Annotated in this window: 16 protein-coding genes and 1 pseudogene; 9 read left to right on the plus strand and 8 right to left on the minus strand. The window is 43.3% G+C overall.

All coding sequences use genetic code 11. The features are described from left to right. Positions 1-6: 6 nt before the first annotated feature. From CDG77_RS12405 to CDG77_RS12420, 4 genes are all read left to right on the plus strand, one after another. Entirely contained in the window at positions 7-1290 is a 1284-nt protein-coding gene (locus tag CDG77_RS12405; protein ID WP_094329668.1) for a valine--pyruvate transaminase, read from the plus strand. A 60-nt stretch (positions 1291-1350) separates the two neighbouring features. Then, complete coding sequence (gene rimM, locus CDG77_RS12410) at positions 1351-2019, plus strand: ribosome maturation factor RimM (RefSeq protein WP_094329669.1); 669 nt, start codon at positions 1351-1353, stop codon at positions 2017-2019. Positions 2020-2417: 398 nt separating this feature from the next. Next, positions 2418-2609: a hypothetical protein gene (locus CDG77_RS35390; protein WP_143857014.1), complete on the plus strand. Its 192-nt coding sequence runs from the start codon at positions 2418-2420 to the stop codon at positions 2607-2609. 95 nt (positions 2610-2704) lie between these two features. Beyond that, positions 2705-5086 carry a phosphoketolase family protein gene (locus CDG77_RS12420; protein WP_094329671.1) on the plus strand — a complete coding sequence of 794 codons (2382 nt, stop codon included), beginning with the start codon at positions 2705-2707 and terminating at the stop codon, positions 5084-5086. A 604-nt stretch (positions 5087-5690) separates the two neighbouring features. Here the strand turns inward: CDG77_RS12420 and CDG77_RS12425 are convergent. After that, positions 5691-6713, minus strand: a complete 1023-nt coding sequence (locus tag CDG77_RS12425; protein WP_094329672.1) for a tRNA-dihydrouridine synthase family protein — start codon at positions 6711-6713, stop codon at positions 5691-5693. A gap of 75 nt (positions 6714-6788) precedes the next feature. On the opposite strand from CDG77_RS12425, the gene CDG77_RS12430 reads away from it, so the two are divergent. Beyond that, on the plus strand, positions 6789-7550 hold the full coding sequence (locus CDG77_RS12430) for an ABC transporter ATP-binding protein (RefSeq protein ID WP_094329673.1): 762 nt from the start codon (positions 6789-6791) through the stop codon (positions 7548-7550). Between the two features lie 36 nt (positions 7551-7586). On the opposite strand, the gene CDG77_RS12435 is transcribed toward CDG77_RS12430, so the two are convergent. Next, positions 7587-8117: an orange carotenoid protein N-terminal domain-containing protein gene (locus CDG77_RS12435; protein ID WP_094329674.1), complete on the minus strand. Its 531-nt coding sequence runs from the start codon at positions 8115-8117 to the stop codon at positions 7587-7589. Positions 8118-8335: 218 nt separating this feature from the next. Here CDG77_RS12435 and CDG77_RS12440 point away from each other — a divergent pair, with 218 nt between their 5' ends. Next, positions 8336-8731 carry a hypothetical protein gene (locus CDG77_RS12440; RefSeq protein ID WP_094329675.1) on the plus strand — a complete coding sequence of 132 codons (396 nt, stop codon included), beginning with the start codon at positions 8336-8338 and terminating at the stop codon, positions 8729-8731. A 117-nt stretch (positions 8732-8848) separates the two neighbouring features. Here CDG77_RS12440 and CDG77_RS37535 read toward each other — a convergent pair whose 3' ends face one another. Further along, a complete protein-coding gene (locus tag CDG77_RS37535) occupies positions 8849-9484 on the minus strand; it encodes an HAD-IA family hydrolase (RefSeq protein WP_223269797.1) in 636 nt (211 codons plus the stop codon). Beyond that, a pseudogene (gene queG, locus CDG77_RS37540) lies at positions 9459-10456 on the minus strand (tRNA epoxyqueuosine(34) reductase QueG). Before queG ends, CDG77_RS37535 begins: the two are co-directional and overlap by 26 nt. A gap of 203 nt (positions 10457-10659) precedes the next feature. Between queG and CDG77_RS12450 the strand changes: the two are divergent. Continuing rightward, a complete protein-coding gene (locus CDG77_RS12450) occupies positions 10660-11091 on the plus strand; it encodes a ketosteroid isomerase family protein (RefSeq protein ID WP_094329677.1) in 432 nt (143 codons plus the stop codon). 84 nt (positions 11092-11175) lie between these two features. Here CDG77_RS12450 and CDG77_RS12455 read toward each other — a convergent pair whose 3' ends face one another. The 3 genes from CDG77_RS12455 to CDG77_RS12465 all read right to left on the minus strand — a co-directional run bounded on the left by CDG77_RS12455 (position 11176) and on the right by CDG77_RS12465 (position 14162). After that, a complete protein-coding gene (locus CDG77_RS12455; protein ID WP_094329678.1) occupies positions 11176-11601 on the minus strand; it encodes an ATP-binding protein in 426 nt (141 codons plus the stop codon). A gap of 3 nt (positions 11602-11604) precedes the next feature. Continuing rightward, a complete protein-coding gene (locus tag CDG77_RS12460; RefSeq protein ID WP_094329679.1) occupies positions 11605-13278 on the minus strand; it encodes a SpoIIE family protein phosphatase in 1674 nt (557 codons plus the stop codon). Between the two features lie 164 nt (positions 13279-13442). Next, positions 13443-14162 carry a response regulator transcription factor gene (locus CDG77_RS12465; RefSeq protein ID WP_094329680.1) on the minus strand — a complete coding sequence of 240 codons (720 nt, stop codon included), beginning with the start codon at positions 14160-14162 and terminating at the stop codon, positions 13443-13445. Positions 14163-14532: 370 nt separating this feature from the next. Between CDG77_RS12465 and CDG77_RS12470 the strand changes: the two genes are divergently transcribed. Together CDG77_RS12470 and ftsE are read left to right on the plus strand one after the other, a co-directional pair. After that, entirely contained in the window at positions 14533-15288 is a 756-nt protein-coding gene (locus CDG77_RS12470) for a WecB/TagA/CpsF family glycosyltransferase (protein WP_094329681.1), read from the plus strand. Positions 15289-15488: 200 nt separating this feature from the next. Then, positions 15489-16235, plus strand: coding sequence for a cell division ATP-binding protein FtsE (ftsE, locus tag CDG77_RS12475; protein ID WP_094329682.1), 747 nt, complete (start codon positions 15489-15491; stop codon positions 16233-16235). Positions 16236-16291: 56 nt separating this feature from the next. Here ftsE and CDG77_RS12480 read toward each other — a convergent pair whose 3' ends face one another. Beyond that, positions 16292-17089 carry an armadillo-type fold-containing protein gene (locus CDG77_RS12480; protein ID WP_094329683.1) on the minus strand — a complete coding sequence of 266 codons (798 nt, stop codon included), beginning with the start codon at positions 17087-17089 and terminating at the stop codon, positions 16292-16294. Between the last annotated feature and the right edge of the window lie 136 nt (positions 17090-17225).

Consider the following 17225-nt stretch of genomic DNA (forward strand, 5'->3'; position numbering starts at 1 on the left):
CAGCTTATGAACCCTGCCCTAACTCAAATTGGCGCTCAAATGTCCAACCTGACTGGCGTAAGAGCAATCATGAAGGATATTATCGAGACTTTACGAGGGGGTGCAGGGCAGCAGTTTATTAATTTGAGTGCTGGTAATCCGTTGATTTTGCCAGAAGTAGAGCAGTTATGGCGAGATTGTACCGCACAGCTTTTAGCTAGCCCAGAATATGGTGAGGTAGTTTGTCGCTACGGCTCAAGTCAGGGTTATGCACCATTAATTGAAGCGATCGCTAAGGATTTTAACAAACGCTACGGGTTAAACTTAAGCGATCGCAATATTCTTATCACCCCCGGTAGTCAAAGTCTCTACTTCTACGCTGTTAATAGCTTCGGTGGCTACACCCCTAGCGGCGAGTTAAAACAAATCGTTTTACCCCTCAGTCCTGACTACACAGGTTATGGCGGCATCTGCTTAGTTCCAAAAGCCTTAACTGCCTACAAACCAACTCTTGATATTGATGCAGCCGCCCATAGATTTAAATATCGCCCCGACTTCAGCCAACTGTCGATTACAGAAAATACAGGTTGTGTCCTCTTCTCTCGCCCCTGTAATCCTACTGGCAATGTCCTCACTGATGATGAGGTGAAGAAAATTGCTGCCCTGGCTGCGCCTTATAATTTGCCTGTGTTAATTGACTCGGCTTATGCGCCTCCCTTCCCAGCATTGAACTTTACCGAAATGACACCAGTGTTTGGTGATAATATCTTACACTGCATGAGTTTATCGAAAGCAGGATTACCAGGAGAAAGGCTTGGGATTGCTATTGGGGATGAAAAGTGGATTGAGGTGCTGGAGTGTTTCCAAGCAAATATGAGCCTCCATTCTTCACGTTACGGCCAAGCGATCGCAGCTTATGCAATCAACTCTGGCGCTTTAGTGGAAATTTCTCACACCGTCATCCGTCCTTTTTACCAGAATAAATTTACCGTTTTAGAAACTAGCTTAGAACAAGCGATGCCCAAGGATTTACCTTGGTTCCTCCATCGTGGTGAAGGAGCAATTTTTGCTTGGTTGTGGTTAGAGGATTTACCCATCAGTGACTGGGAATTTTACCAACAATTAAAGCAAGTTGGTGTGATTATTGTTCCTGGAAGTACCTTCTTCCCTGGTTTAGAGGAAGAATGGGCGCACAAGCACCAATGTTTCCGCATCAGCCTCACAGGTACGGATGAAGAGATAGCCACTGCTATGGAACGTTTAGCAAAAGTGGCTGAAGAAGCTTATAAAGGTGCGGCGGTGACTGCCTAATAGGGAAAATATAAATGAAACACGAAGAAGCTAATAAAGAAATAGGGAGCAAAAGCACAGATGCACAGAAAAGCAGGGGAGGAAGAGGGAAATCAAAAAGATCCAATCCCCAGGCCCCAATCCCCAGCCTCCAATCCCCAGCCCCCAGTCCCCAATCTCGATAATTGGCTAGAAATTGGTAAGATTGTTTCTCCTCAAGGATTATCTGGGGAATTACGGGTTTATCCTGTATCTGATTTCCCTGAAAGATTTGAGGTGCCGGGAAAACGTTGGTTGTTGCGTTCAGGTGACACAGAACCACAACCAATCGAATTATTGACGGGACGTTATATCAGTAACAAAAACTTGTATGTAATCAGATTAGCCGGTGTGGAAACTTGCGATCGAGCCGAGGCGTTGCGCGGTTGTAAGTTAATGGTACCAGCTAGCGATCGCCCCCAATTAGACGAAGATGAATATCATGTCCTTGATTTGATTGGCTTGGAAGTCTTCATGCAAGCATCTGGCGAACTCGTTGGTACTGTGGTAGATATCATCCCCGCCGGCAATGATTTACTAGAAGTAAAGTTCCACCCATCTTTTGCCACTGACAAAGGACAAATGACAAATGACAAAAAACAAAAGACTGTTTTGATTCCATTTGTGGAAGCGATCGCACCAGTTGTAGACTTAAAATCTAATCGCATTGAAATTACGCCACCGCCTGGATTGTTGGAAATTAATAATTAGATTATCAAACAGAATTCAGGAGTCAGGAGTCAGAAAACAGACATGAATTCTGTACGAGTGGCGGATAGCGCAGCGTAAAGCCAACTCTTAGAGGTTGTTTGAAAAGTATTTTGCTGTGATTTTAGGCACTCTTAGATCCCCCCTAACCCACGCCAGTCGCTCATGGGGGAAACCCCCAAGACCGCGCTGGCTCCCCTTAAAAAGGGGGGAATCGGAATCAAAGTCCCCCTTTTTAAGTGGAGCATGTGGCGTGGATTTAGGGGGATCTAAAACTTTTGATACCGACAAGAGGACTTTTAAAACATCCTCTAAGAGAGGCTGCGCCAACGGCATGGCAACGCTATGAGCGAGTCTGCGATCGCTGGGTATGAGTTGAGTGGCAATCATGGCGTTGTAAGTTGGGACGTTATCTGGAGAAACTAACGCAACAGATATTAACTGCGATCGCAAACCGCCAGAAATGCCCAAGTCATCAGTGTCAATTCAAAGAGTGTCAGTTAGCTGCCGGCGTAACCGCCCGTTTTATAGCGATCGCTTTCCATCCTGTGCCAAAAATGAAAGAATTTAGTCACAAAGACTGTAAATATTGATCGTGGGTTAGATGGCCATCATCTGGAAAAGCAGTATAATTTTTTACTGATGAACCGATGAACGCGTCAAAATCCTTTTGGAATGGAGTGTCGAAATGACATTAGCAACAACTCCACGAACAAAGCCTTTAACAGATGAAGAATTACATAAGATAAACGCCTACTGGCGGGCAGCTAACTATCTTTCAGTTGGGCAAATATATCTACTCGACAATCCACTACTCAGAGAACCGCTAAAGCTGGAACACGTCAAACCGAGACTTTTGGGGCATTGGGGAACAACCCCAGGGCTGAATTTGATATATGCTCACCTGAATCGGGTCATCAAAAAATATGACCTAAACACCATCTATATTGCTGGCCCCGGTCATGGAGGCCCTGGACTAGTAGCCAACACATACTTAGAAGGCACTTACACTGAGTATTATCACAACATCTCCCAGGATACTGAAGGAATTCAAAAACTCTTCAAACAATTCTCCTTCCCTGGTGGTATTCCCAGCCACGTTGCACCGGAAACCCCCGGTTCCATCCATGAAGGCGGGGAACTAGGTTATGCCCTCGTCCACGCTTTTGGGGCTGCCTTTGATAACCCTGACTTGATCGTTGCTGCTGTTGTGGGTGACGGCGAAGCTGAAACAGGTGCGTTAGCAACTAGCTGGCATTCCAACAAGTTTCTCAACCCCGTGCATGATGGGGCTGTACTGCCGATTCTGCACCTGAATGGGTATAAAATTGCTAATCCAACAGTACTCGCACGCATCAGCCATGAAGAATTAGAAAGCTTATTTGTGGGCTACGGCTACAAGCCCTACTTTGTCGAAGGTGAAGATCCCGCAGATGTCCACCAGCAGATGGCGGCGACTCTAGATATAGCGATCGCCGAAATTCAAAGTATCCAAAGAGAAGCCCGCGTACATGGTTTCACTGAACGTCCCCAGTGGCCGATGATTGTCATGAGAACCCCTAAAGGTTGGACAGGGCCCAAAGAAGTCGATGGCAAAAAAACTGAGGGTTCTTGGCGATCGCACCAAGTTCCCTTGAGTAACATTGCCAAACAGCCAGAACACCTGAAACTCCTAGAAAATTGGATGAAGAGTTACCAACCAGAAGAACTCTTCGACAGCAACGGTAAGCTAATTCCCGAACTAGCAGAACTGGCTCCCAAGGGTCATCGACGCATGGGTGACAATCCCCACGCCAACGGTGGCATTTTGCTGCGCGACCTGAAGATGCCTGACTTTCGAGACTATGCTGTAGATGTTCTCAAACCAGGCCAAGCGATCGCTGAAGCTACTCAAGTTACAGGCAAATTCCTCCGGGATATCATGCAGCTTAACCAAGAAACCCGCAACTTCCGCATCGTTGGCCCCGATGAAACAGTATCAAACCGTTTAGGCGCAGTGCTAGAAGTCACAAATCGGGATTGGGTAGCCCAAATCCTCCCGGAAGATGACCACCTTTCCGCCGACGGTCGAGTGATGGAAATTCTTAGCGAAACTAATTGTCAAGGATGGTTAGAAGGCTATCTCCTCACAGGAAGACACGGATTCTTCTCCTGCTACGAGGCATTTATCCACATCATTGACTCAATGTTCAATCAGCACGCCAAATGGTTGAAAACAACCAGACATATTCCCTGGCGTAGACCGATTGCTTCCCTCAATTATCTACTCACCTCCCATGTTTGGCGACAAGACCATAACGGCTTCTCCCACCAAGACCCCGGTTTTATCGACCATGTAATCAATAAGAAAGCAGAGATCGTTCGCGTATATTTGCCCCCTGATGCCAACACTTTGCTATCGGTAACTGACCACTGTTTAAAAAGCCGCAACTATGTCAACGTCATCGTCGCGGGTAAACAGCCAGCATTGCAGTACCTCAATATGGATGCTGCTGTCAAACACTGCACCAAAGGCATTGGTATTTGGGAATGGGCAAGCAATGACCAAGGCGGCGAACCAGATGTAGTAATGGGTTGTGCTGGGGATATTCCCACCTTAGAAACCTTAGCGGCTGTGGATATTCTGCGCCAGCACTTCCCGGACTTAAAGGTGCGGGTCGTGAACGTGGTCGATTTGATGACACTACAACCAAAAAGCGAACATCCCCACGGTTTGAGCGAAAAAGACTTTGAGACAATTTTCACCACAGACAAACCGATTATCTTTGCCTTTCATGGCTATCCTTGGCTGATTCATCGTCTAACCTATCGTCAGACTAACCACCACAACTTGCATGTGCGAGGCTACAAGGAAGAAGGAACTACTACCACTCCCTTTGATATGGTTGTGCTTAACGATCTCGATCGCTTTCACCTAGTAATGGACGTAATTTCTCGCGTGCCCAAACTAGGATATAGGGCAGCTTATGTCAAACAGGGGATGCTAGATAAACTCATAGAACACAAGCACTACATTGAGAAGTACGGCGATGATATGCCGGAAATTCGTGACTGGAAGTGGTCGTATTAACAGGAGATAAGTAGCAGAGAGAGGAGTTTCCCCTCTGCTTCTCCCTTTTTTCGGACTTACGCAGAATAGATCCCCCTTTTTAAGGCTACGGTGTAGATACAAGTTGACTCAGAGCTAATTTTCAGCTACAGACTAATATGATGTTCGGGGAATTTTGGACTTACGCACTGTACAAACTAACCATTTTGGCTTTTCTGTCAATGCGTAAGTCCTTGAATTGATCGTTACTGAGAAAATCTTTAGTAAAAGCAGTTGATTGTTTGGAATTCTTTACCCATAAGGCTTTACAGGTTCAGAAACAACGACATCTCAAGCAAGAGAAGCAGCTTTAATTCAAATTTGGCAAATTGGCATCCAATGTTTTGGGGTTACAGGTTTAATGGAAATATCAACACAACGGGACAGTAAAGAAGTTGTACGAGGGATAAGATAAAACTTTCCGCTTCTGGTGTCCCGGCTATGCCAGTTGTTAATTGAGTGCTGTAGAACCGCTCTACATGATTGATACAGCATTCAACCGAGTTCAGTTCCCGCTCTACAACTGGCTAGAATTGAAAAAAACCAAATAGAACCTCAGAAGATGTAGATAGCCCACAATAGTTACCTACACACCTGAGTAGGGTGCCAGGGCTAAAGTTTTGGTACTATCAGCAAGGAGAAGGCGATCGCACAGGTTCAACAGTTCTAACTCAGTAGAGGTTTGTCGCATCAGTCGCAGGAAATGCCCTTCAGCGTCAACACTCAGGGCAATGTAGTTCAGGAACATTTTCAGGTAGCCGGCACGCGATCGCTCTGGCATATTTGCTGCTGTTGGGGTTTGCGATAAACGATCGATATAGTTGCGTACCTCTATTAAAGGAACGGGCACAATCGGCTCAAAACGCAAAGCCTGCCGAATTTGACTAAAAATCCAAGGATTGCCGATTGCCCAGCGTCCCACCATCACACCCGCCGCGCCCGTTTGAGAAAGCACTTCAATTGCAGTTGTCGCAGAGTAGATATTGCCATTGGCAAGCACTGGACAATTAACTCGTCTGACTGCTTCAGCTATCAAATCATATTTCACTGCCCCGTGGTACATATCTTTCACCGTGCGACCATGCAAACTCAGCAAATCTATGCTGTGGCGATTGATCGTATCTAGAATTTCGTAAAAGGTATCTGTATTTGCAAAGCCAAGGCGCATCTTGACGGTCAAAGGTCGATCGTTGACTGCTTGCCGCAATTCTGCCAAAATCCGATCCACTTTTTCTGGTAAGAGAAGCAATCCACCCCCAACATTTTTGCGATAGATTCTAGGTGCTGGACAGCCCATGTTCAAGTCAACTCCAGCAATGTTATAGCGGCAGAGATCAATTGCTGTTCTTACTAAGTCTGGAATACTTTCGCCGATCATTTGAGCAAAAACGGGGCGACCCGTGTCGTTTTCGGTAATTGCTGTCAGAATGCTACGATTAAGCCGTGAGGTATCATTGACGCGGAAATACTCGGTGAAGAAGTAGTCAGGGCTGCCGTACTGGGCAATGACCTTCATAAACCAGAGGTTTGTCACGTCCTGCATCGGTGCAAGAGCGGTGAGAGGTAGGTATGGATGGAGCGATTGGGGGAGCGATACCTGGGACGACATGGAGATGAGAGCGTTCGACAAAGCATCACTGTATCAAAAAATGGAACTCTAGTATTGACTAATAAGTAAATTATTATGCCAAATATTATTTCAACTACAGATTCTCTAGTTCACAATCCCGTACCAAAATCGACAATTATCCGTTTGGAGAATATTTATAAAATATATGGCAGTGGCGAAACTGAGGTTAAAGCACTCAACAAAGTCAATTTGACTATCAATGAGGGTGAATATTGTTCAATTATGGGGCCTTCTGGTTCAGGTAAATCCACAGCGATGAATATTATTGGCTGTCTAGACCGACCCACAGGCGGACATTATTACTTAGATAATATTGATGTGGCGCAGATGGACGATCGCTCGTTAGCGCACATTCGCAACAAAAAGCTGGGGTTTGTCTTCCAACAATTCCATTTATTGCCCCAACTCACTGCATTAGAAAATACGATCTTGCCAATGTTGTATGCTGGTGTGAATCCCAAAGAAAGAAGCGATCGCGCAACGGTTGCATTGACGCGGGTAGGTTTAGCAAATCGCCTCAACAACAAACCAACTCAACTATCTGGTGGACAACAACAAAGAGTAGCGATCGCCCGAGCGATCGTCAATCGTCCTGTAGTACTCCTAGCCGATGAACCCACAGGCGCACTTGATTCGCGCACAACCCAAGAAGTCTTAGATATTTTTAGCGAACTCAATGCCAGTGGAATCACCGTTGTTATGGTAACTCATGAGCCAGAAGTTGCCCGCCAAACCCAGCGCATCGTTTGGTTCCGCGATGGTGAAGTGGTACACTCCAACCTCACCCCAGCCGACTTGAGTAACCTTTCTGTGTGATAAATTACAGCAGTTTTCTCTGGGATTTTGATTTGATTACAAACTCGACGTTTTACCAGTTTCTGCTTGCGTTGCGATCGGCTTAACATCGGTGTAACCAAATTCACCAGCTATTGTCCGAAACACTGACATTTGTTCTTCAAAATCTAGTCCTTCAATTTGGGAAACCAAATCATTAATCACCTTAGCTGGCTGGTAGCTAGCAGGTAATCCAACCACCTTATCTCCCATAGCTACTGCCCAAGCATACCAAACTAACAACTGGTTGTTTTCTTTGATCGCCCCATAAGCACGAGAATATTCTGTATCTTTGCGGTTAACAATATCCCGCATAATATCTAGTTGCTGCTCATCGGATAATTCAAAATAATCTCCTAGCAAAAGTGGTGCTAATTCTGGTTCAGCCGCAGCAGGAGCAGCTGGCGTAATTGAATCACCCATCTTTTTATAAACAAGATAGAACCAAGCTAATTTGGCATCGGTATCTAAGGCGTTAAACGCGTCCACCAATTTTTGAGTTTCATCGCTCTGGGCTTGAGAAATAGTTTTGTCGTAACTTGCAGTCATAATTTTGTCTCCAGCGAAATTTAATACACCAAACTAAGTGTTACCAGAGTTTGAGTGTCAGATTCTAGTACCGATAGAAAGAGTTAAATTACTTAAAAAATCTAGCTTTAATCTACCTTTTAATAGAGGTAAAAGTCTCTCTGAAGGAGGCAATGAAGTGGCACATTAACTTGTTACTGTTGTTACAGCAATAAAAATTTACCTTAAGGTTTTTAGTTATGTCTGATAAAGCAAAGCCCAATTTAGATGAAGTAAAGCCCAATTTAAATGAAACTTCCACCCATGATGCCCAATTAGCTGCTGATAGCATAGCTAGTGGTGAAGAAGAAGCACCAAAGGTCAATTTTGATGATGATTATGCAGCTGCACAAAAATTCAGCGTTAGTGAAGTCGATCGCACTGGTAAAGGTGCAGCAGCAGCTGAAGCAGCAACTGCACCTAAATATCAAACCTCTACACCACAAGAAACAAAAACTCAAACGCAGTCAACTGGTAATCCTGACGATTATGTAGAGTTAGCAAAGGAAGTTGGCAATTCTAATACTGAGGGCGTAGCTAGTGTCAGTGATGAACTAGTAGAACAAGCTTTGGAAAAGGGTCAACCGAAAAAATAACTTTTCCTAACCCAAAATTTAGACATCTGGTGGAAAAGAATGTAGAGACGTAGCTGTGCTACGTCTCTAAAATATTTATGGATAATGCATATTTAATTTATAGAGATTGTTTATTAACTAACAACCATTCATTACTTCTAGCAGTTCGCTAGGTTGCTGAATTAAATAATCTGGATTTTGTTTGGCTAGTACTTCCGGCGAGTTAAAACCCCAAGTTACTGCAATAACTTGGATATTTGCTTTCTTTGATGCTTCTATATCTCTGGTTTCATCTCCGACATAAATAACTTCTTCAGGTTGGAGTTGCTTTTGCTTCAATACATTATTGATTATGGTTGTTTTGCCAAAAATCGTAATTCCTGAGTAGATAAAATCAAACAGGTGATTTAAATCATTGATGGTGAGAAACTGCGTAACATTATCTTTAGAATTAGAAGTGATAATGCCGAGTTTATATCCTTGATTTTGCAGTTCTATTAATGCTTCTTTAATTCCCGGAATTGGTTTTAATTCTGGGATTTTGTTTTTTAATTCTCCTTTAACTTTTTTAACTAGAAAAGGTATTTTAAATAGAGAAACTCCTGAGTACTTAATAATTTCCCTCGATGTTAAGTTTTTAAGGAGGGCTAATTGCTCTGGACTTATGTGTATAAAACCAAAGTCTACAGCTAGACGATTGGCAATACTTACAAGGGCATCTACTGTATCAGCAATAGTGCCATCAAAATCAAAGATAATTACTTTCGGGGTCATTATTTGCCTGGATGCGTCAAGATTAGCTAGGGCGTTGCGTCGTAACATTTCTGGCTTAATCCGCCGCAAGGCAGATGCTCGAAATCGTTTATCCCACTCCCGATCTGAGATTTGGGCTAATTCTAGCAGTTGGGGAGCAATATTTTCAGGATAAGGCTGAAACTCTTCAATATCAGTTGTAGTGGCAAAACGTTGATTCCAAGGACAAACGTCTTGGCAAATATCACAACCAGCAACCCAGCCTTGCAAATGGGGTGTGATTGTCTCTGGCAGTTTGTCGTCCCGATTTTCAATTGTATGATAAGCGATGCAGCGATTAGCATCCACAACAAAAGGTTGAGTAATTGCACCCGTAGGACAAGCTTGAAGACAACGAGTACAGCTACCGCAGTGTTCTGTATGGGGGCGATCGCTCTCTAGTTCCAAATTCGTTAACACTTCTCCCAAAAATACCCAAGAGCCATATTCTCGTGTAATCACATTACCATTCTTGGCAATCCAACCAATTCCGGCAAGTTGAGCCAACACTTTATCTTGTACTGGCCCAGTGTCTGCGTAATAACGAACTCTTACACTTTCATCCAGTGATTCTAGCCATGTAGATAGCTGCTTGAGTTTCTTATGCATCACCTTGTGATAATCCCTTCCCCAACCATAACGGGAAATTTTGGCGAATTCTTTGCCTTCTCCTGACGGAGACGCTACGCGAACGGGACGTTGATGTGGTGTGTAGTAATTTAGCGCCAAACACACTAGCGATCGCGCTTCTGGCATCACTAACCGGATATCCTGACGTTTTGGGTTAGCCATCCATTCCATATCGGCGTGATAACCCAGTTCAATCCATGCTTGTAACCTCTGCGCTTCTGTGGCATCTACCCTATCTACAGCAGCAATTCCAACTTTGTGAAAGCCCAACTCGCTGGCCTTTTTTTTCACCACACTACTGCTTGTTACGGAATACTGACTCATTTTTTTTATCTGGATTTTGCCTAAACAAAGGCAAGTAAATTATACATTACGTAGTCAATACCTTTGATTAATATTTGTTGCTTTTTCTACTTCCATCGTGAGGAAGATTTATACAAATGTGAAAATCTATCTCAAAAGCAGCTTTCTTTTTACCTATTTTTGTATTGAAATGAATATTCAGCCAGCATAATACAGCTAATTTTATGACCTCTGCTGAATTTATATCCCCAGCACAGTTGAAAGAAGAATTCCAGATTGAGGGAATTACAGAAACAAGTGTACTGCGTTATTTTGAAACCTTGAATGCAGGAGAATTTGAGGCAACTGCTGCCTTATTTGCGGTAGAGGGTGTGATGCATCCGCCATTTGAATCTGATATTGTGGGGACAGATGCGATCGCAGCCTATTTAAAAAAAGAAGGACAAAACGTTAAAGCTTACCCCAACACAGGAATAGCCGAGACTTTAGAAACCGGTGAGATCCAAGTCCAGGTGACAGGGAAAGCCCAAACTTCGTGGTGTAGTGTAAATGTTTTGTGGTTATTTATCCTCAACCAACAACGGCAAATTTTATATACTCGAATCAAACTTTTAGCTTCTCCCCAAGAGTTACTTTCTTTCCGTCGTGAAAAATAGTAAATAACTATAATATCTTCGGGAATGTTTGATATTACCCAAAACAAAATCTAGGCATCAAAAATTCCTATAAATAACTTTTGGCTATTTGACTAATTCGGGTAAAGTAGCCTCCAACTTGAGACAGTTAGCACCATCAATCTGCAACTGGTAATCTACTTTATCCATGAGACGATTCATAATCAGCCAACCATAACCACCTTCTTGTTTTTCCAATGGGTTTGGAGCGTAATAGTTAGACATATCAAATCCTTCGCCGTAGTCCCAAATTTCTAGGGCAAAATCCCGATCCTTGACTTCTAAACGCAATAAAATCGGTAGATTTGGTTTATCTTTGTGGGCATGACGGACAGCATTTGAGTAAGCTTCCACCAAAGCCAATCTTAAACGACTTGATTGCCGCGACCAATCTACAGATTCTCCTAACTGAATTTTCAAACATCCCAGCAACCAGTTTTCGACAATATTCAGAAAATTCAAGTCACTTGGTACATGAAGCTCACTTTTCACGACTTACAAAATCTCCAGCGAAAGTATAGTTTGATCGTCTTCTTGAACGTTATTATCTGCCTGGATGCGAGCTAGTAAATGGTTGAGAGAAAGCGGTTGTTCCTCTTGTTGTAACAGTTGCCAAAGACCATCTTGGTTTAACATAGAACGGTTAATTACCTCAACATCAGATCCGGTTTTTACTGTTAAATCAGAATTATTTGAAATCATTGCTTCTGTAATCCCATCACTGGCTAGTAACAATGTGTCTCCAGCAGCAAGAACCAAACGACCAGACTGTGCCTGCCACTTGGGTAAGATTCCCAAAGGCACGCTGCGGACTTTGAGGTAATGAGGATTGTTGGCTAAAGCGTCTTGGCGCGACCATAGCAGTGGATAGATATGACCAGCGTTTGTGTAAACCAGTTCCTTAGTACTAGGGGTATAACAAGCTAACACAAGAGTGACGAAATAATTATTGCTAATTAAATCTTCACTCAGAGCGTGATTGAGGTTTTGCATGACCACATTCGGCTCGGCTGGTGTTTCTTGAGATAATTCCCGGCGCAAAACTGAAATAATACTAGCCATAAATAAAGCTGCTGGTACGCCCTTACCAGAGACATCACCTACTGCTAACCATAAATCGCCTTTGGGATGAACAAATACTTCAAAGAAATCGCCTCCTACTTCCCGGGCTGGGTAACAGCAGGCTTGCACTTTCACACCTTTGATGTCAGGTAAACTTTGACGTAGCAAGTTGTATTGAATTTGCCGAGCCACCTCCAACTCATTATGAATCTGCTGTTGCTTTTCTTGGAGGCGCTGGTAGAGTTTTGCTTGAGAGAGGGCTAAGGCTGCTTGTTCCGCAACACCTGCAATTAGTTGGATGTCCTCATCTTGCCAAGGGCGATCGCGTCCCCATTGGTGGAGGGCCAGCACAGCCAACAAATGCTGTTGGTAGCTAAGTGGCACAACCAGATGGTGACAGGGGTTGCCCTCGTATATTTCTTGAGTAAGTTGATAATGACGGGTTTCCAGCACTTTTTCAATTAAAATACTGGAGTCGAAGAAGCAATCTGATACCTTGGATTTTGGATCGTGGTATGAGAACTGATCTTGGATCAGGCGATCGCCCTCTACTGGTCTGAGCAAGCAACTGGTAGCGTCAAATGTTTGTCCAATGGTTGCTACAATTTTTTGCAGCATACTGTCGTAGTCTAAAGACTCCCGAATTGCAGTTGTTACCGCATTAAACAAAGATTCTCGCTGTAAGGCCCGACGCAACTCTTGGGTGCGCTTCTTAACTACGCGATATGTATCAGTGGCTTGCTCAACTAATGCCCGCAGTTTATCTGGATTCCAAGGTTTGGTAATGTACTTGAATACCTGACCAGAGTTAATGGCATCCACCAAATCTTCGACATCAGTAAAACCAGTTAACAAAATCCTTATTGTGTCTGGAAAGCGCTCTACGGTGCGACTAAAAAATTCGGTGCCATTCATTTCTGGCATTCGTTGGTCAGAAATAATCACCGCCATTTCGCCAAATTGATCCAAGATTTCCAGAGCGCTAAAGGCATGATTGGCTTTATATACTTGAAAATCTCGCCTAAAAGTGCGGTAGAGTAAATCTAGGTTATCTGGCTCATCATCTACCACCATGAGCTTAAGTTTTTCCACCCCTGTCTCAGCCATATTTGACTTTATTTTTCAGATATTTGAATGGTGATATAGTGTGATGTTTATACCACCTGGTAAATCACAGAAAATCAGAGAAGTCATTAACTTTGAAAATATTACTTTCTCAAAGTTGTGAGTTCTCCTTGATGGTTCTCAATTGCTCTAGATCAAAAAGACCTTTACCCAACTAACCCAGAGCGCAAGGCCCGGACTGCTGCTTGGGTACGGTCATCGGCACATAGCTTATTCAAAATATTGCGAACGTGAGTTTTTACAGTCCCAACAGTGATGTAAAGTCTTTCCGCAATTAGTGCATTACTACAACCTTCGACAATCAACTGTAACACTTCTAATTCCCTTTCTGTCAGGGTGTAAGGTTGAATTCCTTCCAGATTCTCGACATAATCAGGGTTAGAGGCAATAGTCTTAGTATCTACAAAAGCCGATTCTAACTTTTGAGGATTTTGTTGCGCTTGTTGTAATACAATTCGAGCGATCGCTGGATCGATCCAGGCGTTGCCATTGTAAGTTACTCTCACTGCTTCCAGCAAATTATCAAATTTGATATCCTTCATACAGTAAGAGTCTGCACCAGCCGCAAAAGCTGCCAACACAGCTTCTTTGTTATCCCGCAGCGTCAAAATTAACACTTTTGTAGCTAGTTGCTGTCCATTAGCAGTAGATTTTACCTCCCGTGTTAGCTCAATGCCATCTTTATCTGGTAAACCAATATCTACGATGGCAATATCAGGTTGTACCATTTTTAACATCTTTAGCCCCTCGGCAGCATTGGCAGCTTCACCTACAACTTCAATTTCATCCTTTTGGATTAGCGCTGTCCGAATACCCACACGAGTTAGATCGTGATCTTCAATCAGAGCGATACGAATTTTACTCATAGCCAACTTCAGCCCGTTACACTACCTTAACCATAAAGTCGAGTTTCGTGACATACTCCCACACCAACTACAAGCAGTATAGTGGGGGCTTCTGTTCCCGAACCAGAGTTGCGAGTTTAGCTTTTTATACTCAGTGAATATTACACCTTAACAATAAAATTTGCACTGGTTTAGCCCAAGTATAAGCACTCTTAGGAATCCCCACTTTTAAAACCATCGGTTGGTGGAGCCAAGTTTAAAGTGGTGAGGATGTCAAGCTTTCTATTATTGCAAGGCACTGGGAATCTTTGCTGCTGAAGTTCTAATATAAAAAATTTGATAAACTTAACATTCAAGGAAATCTGGTGTGAGAATTACTCAAGAATAGGCTATGTCTAAAGGCGATCGAGCATTTTCAGTATTGGGAATACCAGTTCATGTGATGGCCAACTATCCAGGCTGGTTATTAGAATGTCTACAACAAGGCAGAGGAATTCATGTAGTAACGCTCAATGCAGAAATGACTATGCAGGCAGAGCAGAATCAATTCCTCGCTCAGATCATTAAAAATGCTGAACTAGTAATTCCAGATGGAGCCGGGGTTGTTCTGTATTTGCGGTGGCTATTATGGCAAAAAGTGCAGCGTTTTCCTGGTATTGAACTGGCAGAAACACTTTTGCAAGAACTTGGGAAACAGCAGACAGGAGCAAAGGTATTTTTCTATGGAGCAGCGCCTGGAGTAGCCTCAAGTGCGGCAGACTTTTGGCAGCAGCAAATTCCCGATTTGAGTATAGTCGGAACTCACTCAGGCTACCATTCCCCAGAAGAAGAAGCACAATTGAAACAAACTCTCGCTCAATTGCAGCCACAAGTAATTTTTGTCGGTTTGGGAGTACCACGTCAAGAGTTATGGATTGCCGAAAACCGCCATTTGTGTCCTCAAGCAATTTGGATTGGCGTTGGCGGTAGTTTTGATATTTGGTCGGGAACTAAAACTCGCGCTCCCGCCTGGTTAGGAAATAATAATTTGGAATGGTTGTATCGGCTTTATCAAGAGCCTTGGCGTTGGCGGCGAATGTTGGCTTTGCCAGCGTTTGCGGTAAAATCGTTTGTTTATCGTTTGACAGCAAAAGGGGCAATTAGTTAAGAGACGCGATTAATCGCGTCTGTACAAGAGTGGGAGTTCTAAGTGTTATTACTTAGTCGATCTTAAAGGCTGCAAAAATTTTCAATTTTCTTTGTTGAAATTTAAATTCCCAGGCGAAACCTGGGAATCCTTATTTTTGAGAGGTATGTCACATCTAAGCCGACAAACTGTTTAGTTGTGGGTATGAGGAAAATTTAACAATGCCAGTATTAACAACTCAAGTTAAGACAGATAAATCCGTTCATAGAGAGGATTGTGAAAGTCAACAGTCCGTTAGCAAGACTACTGCAAAGGTGGCATTGCAATCTGTAAGTAAGACTTATGCTAACGGCACTCACGCCTTGTTGAATGCGAGCCTTGAGGTAAAAAAGGGAGAATTTCTGTTTATCACAGGGCCAAGTGGTTCTGGTAAATCAACGCTCTTGAAAATGTTGTATGCCCAGGAGTTGCCTACACAGGGAGAAGTAATTGTTGATGAGTGTAATATAGCGGGTTTAAGGGGCGATCGCTTGTCATTATTCCGGCGACGGATTGGCATTGTGTTTCAAGACTACAAACTGATTAGCCAACGAACAGTAGCGGAAAATGTGACTTTTGTGCTGCAAGCTCAAGGGTATACCCGTAAAGAAATTCAACGACGTTTAGAACCAACTTTAAAGTTGGTGGGTTTGCTGAGTAAAGCTGACTGCTTTCCAGATCAACTATCTGGAGGAGAGCAACAGCGAGTGAGTATTGCTCGTGCGATCGTTGGAACACCACCACTGCTATTGGCAGATGAACCTACTGGAAATCTCGATCCAGATAATTCCTGGCAAGTGATCCAAATTCTCCAGAAATTAAATTCCTTTGGCGCGACGGTAATTGTTACCACCCATGATGAACAATTGGTGCGGCGGTGCAATCATCCGGTAGTGCAAGTTCGCAATGGACAACTGTCTCGAAAATAGTTATTTGTCATTTGTCATTTGTCATTGGTTCTTTGCAAAGGACAAAGGACAAATAACTAATAAACTTGGTGCTTGGCTTTTGCTGATACGGGTATGAAAGTTGCTGCTGTTTTGGGTGGTAGAACTTGTAGGCGATGGTCTCCGGTCGGTCGGAGACCATCGCAAACTTGTAAAATCTTAAAAGCTGCCTCTCGGATTGCAACTTCCTGCTCTCGACTAAGTAAGAGTTGCAAGCATTCGGCAACATCTTGCTGCACTGAAGAATCAACTCGCTGACGGCTGATGAATTTAGTTAGTTGACGTAGGGCAATCAAGCGTTTCAATGGATCTTTGTCTGTTAAATTGACCAACAACTGCTCGAGGTGGTCTTCTTCTCGATTTTCATAGAAGTTGACAAATTGCCATACCAATAAAATTAAAGTTAACAAGGTTCCCACGCCTTGAACAATAGCACCAGCAGCAATCCAGGAACTGTGAGATTCAACCCAAATTGCCGCAGCCATGTAAGTGCTGACAGTAGCAAGACCACCACTAATGACTGCTAAAGCTAACCGACGATTTGAACTGTTTAAGAACTTACGGATCTTAGACCAGTGCAATTGCCAGTTCCACTCCTGCATTGAGTAAACCAATACCATTACGCCAACGCCGATTAAGAGAGCTAATAGCAGTTTCCAGTTCCATAACAACATAGCAACAATGATTGTCAGGAACCCAAGAAAGCCCCCAGGGCCAGAGAAACGCTTAAATGTTTGTTGCTTTGTAGCTCCCTTTGTCTTGAACAATGGATGCGACCAGTTCCAGTTGGGAATCCGGTCGATCAATTGCTGCCAAGAAGATGAAGCCTGTGCCAAAGTGTTTACCTACTTGATTACGAAATTACTTATTGTATAAGTTTTACTAGAAATGAAGAAAGGGTGAAGACCCAAACTACAAAATATCCGATTTTTATTGACGGATAGTAGACTAGTACGACATGGCGGAAATAAA

This window comes from Nostoc sp. 'Peltigera membranacea cyanobiont' 213 (assembly GCF_002245975.1).
Classification (GTDB): domain Bacteria; phylum Cyanobacteriota; class Cyanobacteriia; order Cyanobacteriales; family Nostocaceae; genus Nostoc.

What these genes read in the sequence shown, in the direction of transcription:
- CDG77_RS12405 (WP_094329668.1), top strand. Translation starts at nt 7, where the DNA reads ATGAACCCTGCCCTAACTCAAATTGGCGCTCAAATGTCCAACCTGACT.
- rimM (WP_094329669.1), top strand. Translation starts at nt 1,351, where the DNA reads ATGCACAGAAAAGCAGGGGAGGAAGAGGGAAATCAAAAAGATCCAATC.
- CDG77_RS12420 (WP_094329671.1), top strand. Translation starts at nt 2,705, where the DNA reads ATGACATTAGCAACAACTCCACGAACAAAGCCTTTAACAGATGAAGAA.
- CDG77_RS12425 (WP_094329672.1), bottom strand. Translation starts at nt 6,713, where the DNA reads ATGTCGTCCCAGGTATCGCTCCCCCAATCGCTCCATCCATACCTACCT.
- CDG77_RS12430 (WP_094329673.1), top strand. Translation starts at nt 6,789, where the DNA reads ATGCCAAATATTATTTCAACTACAGATTCTCTAGTTCACAATCCCGTA.
- CDG77_RS12435 (WP_094329674.1), bottom strand. Translation starts at nt 8,117, where the DNA reads ATGACTGCAAGTTACGACAAAACTATTTCTCAAGCCCAGAGCGATGAA.
- CDG77_RS12440 (WP_094329675.1), top strand. Translation starts at nt 8,336, where the DNA reads ATGTCTGATAAAGCAAAGCCCAATTTAGATGAAGTAAAGCCCAATTTA.
- CDG77_RS37535 (WP_223269797.1), bottom strand. Translation starts at nt 9,484, where the DNA reads ATGACCCCGAAAGTAATTATCTTTGATTTTGATGGCACTATTGCTGAT.
- CDG77_RS12450 (WP_094329677.1), top strand. Translation starts at nt 10,660, where the DNA reads ATGACCTCTGCTGAATTTATATCCCCAGCACAGTTGAAAGAAGAATTC.
- CDG77_RS12460 (WP_094329679.1), bottom strand. Translation starts at nt 13,278, where the DNA reads ATGGCTGAGACAGGGGTGGAAAAACTTAAGCTCATGGTGGTAGATGAT.
- CDG77_RS12465 (WP_094329680.1), bottom strand. Translation starts at nt 14,162, where the DNA reads ATGAGTAAAATTCGTATCGCTCTGATTGAAGATCACGATCTAACTCGT.
- CDG77_RS12470 (WP_094329681.1), top strand. Translation starts at nt 14,533, where the DNA reads ATGTCTAAAGGCGATCGAGCATTTTCAGTATTGGGAATACCAGTTCAT.
- ftsE (WP_094329682.1), top strand. Translation starts at nt 15,489, where the DNA reads ATGCCAGTATTAACAACTCAAGTTAAGACAGATAAATCCGTTCATAGA.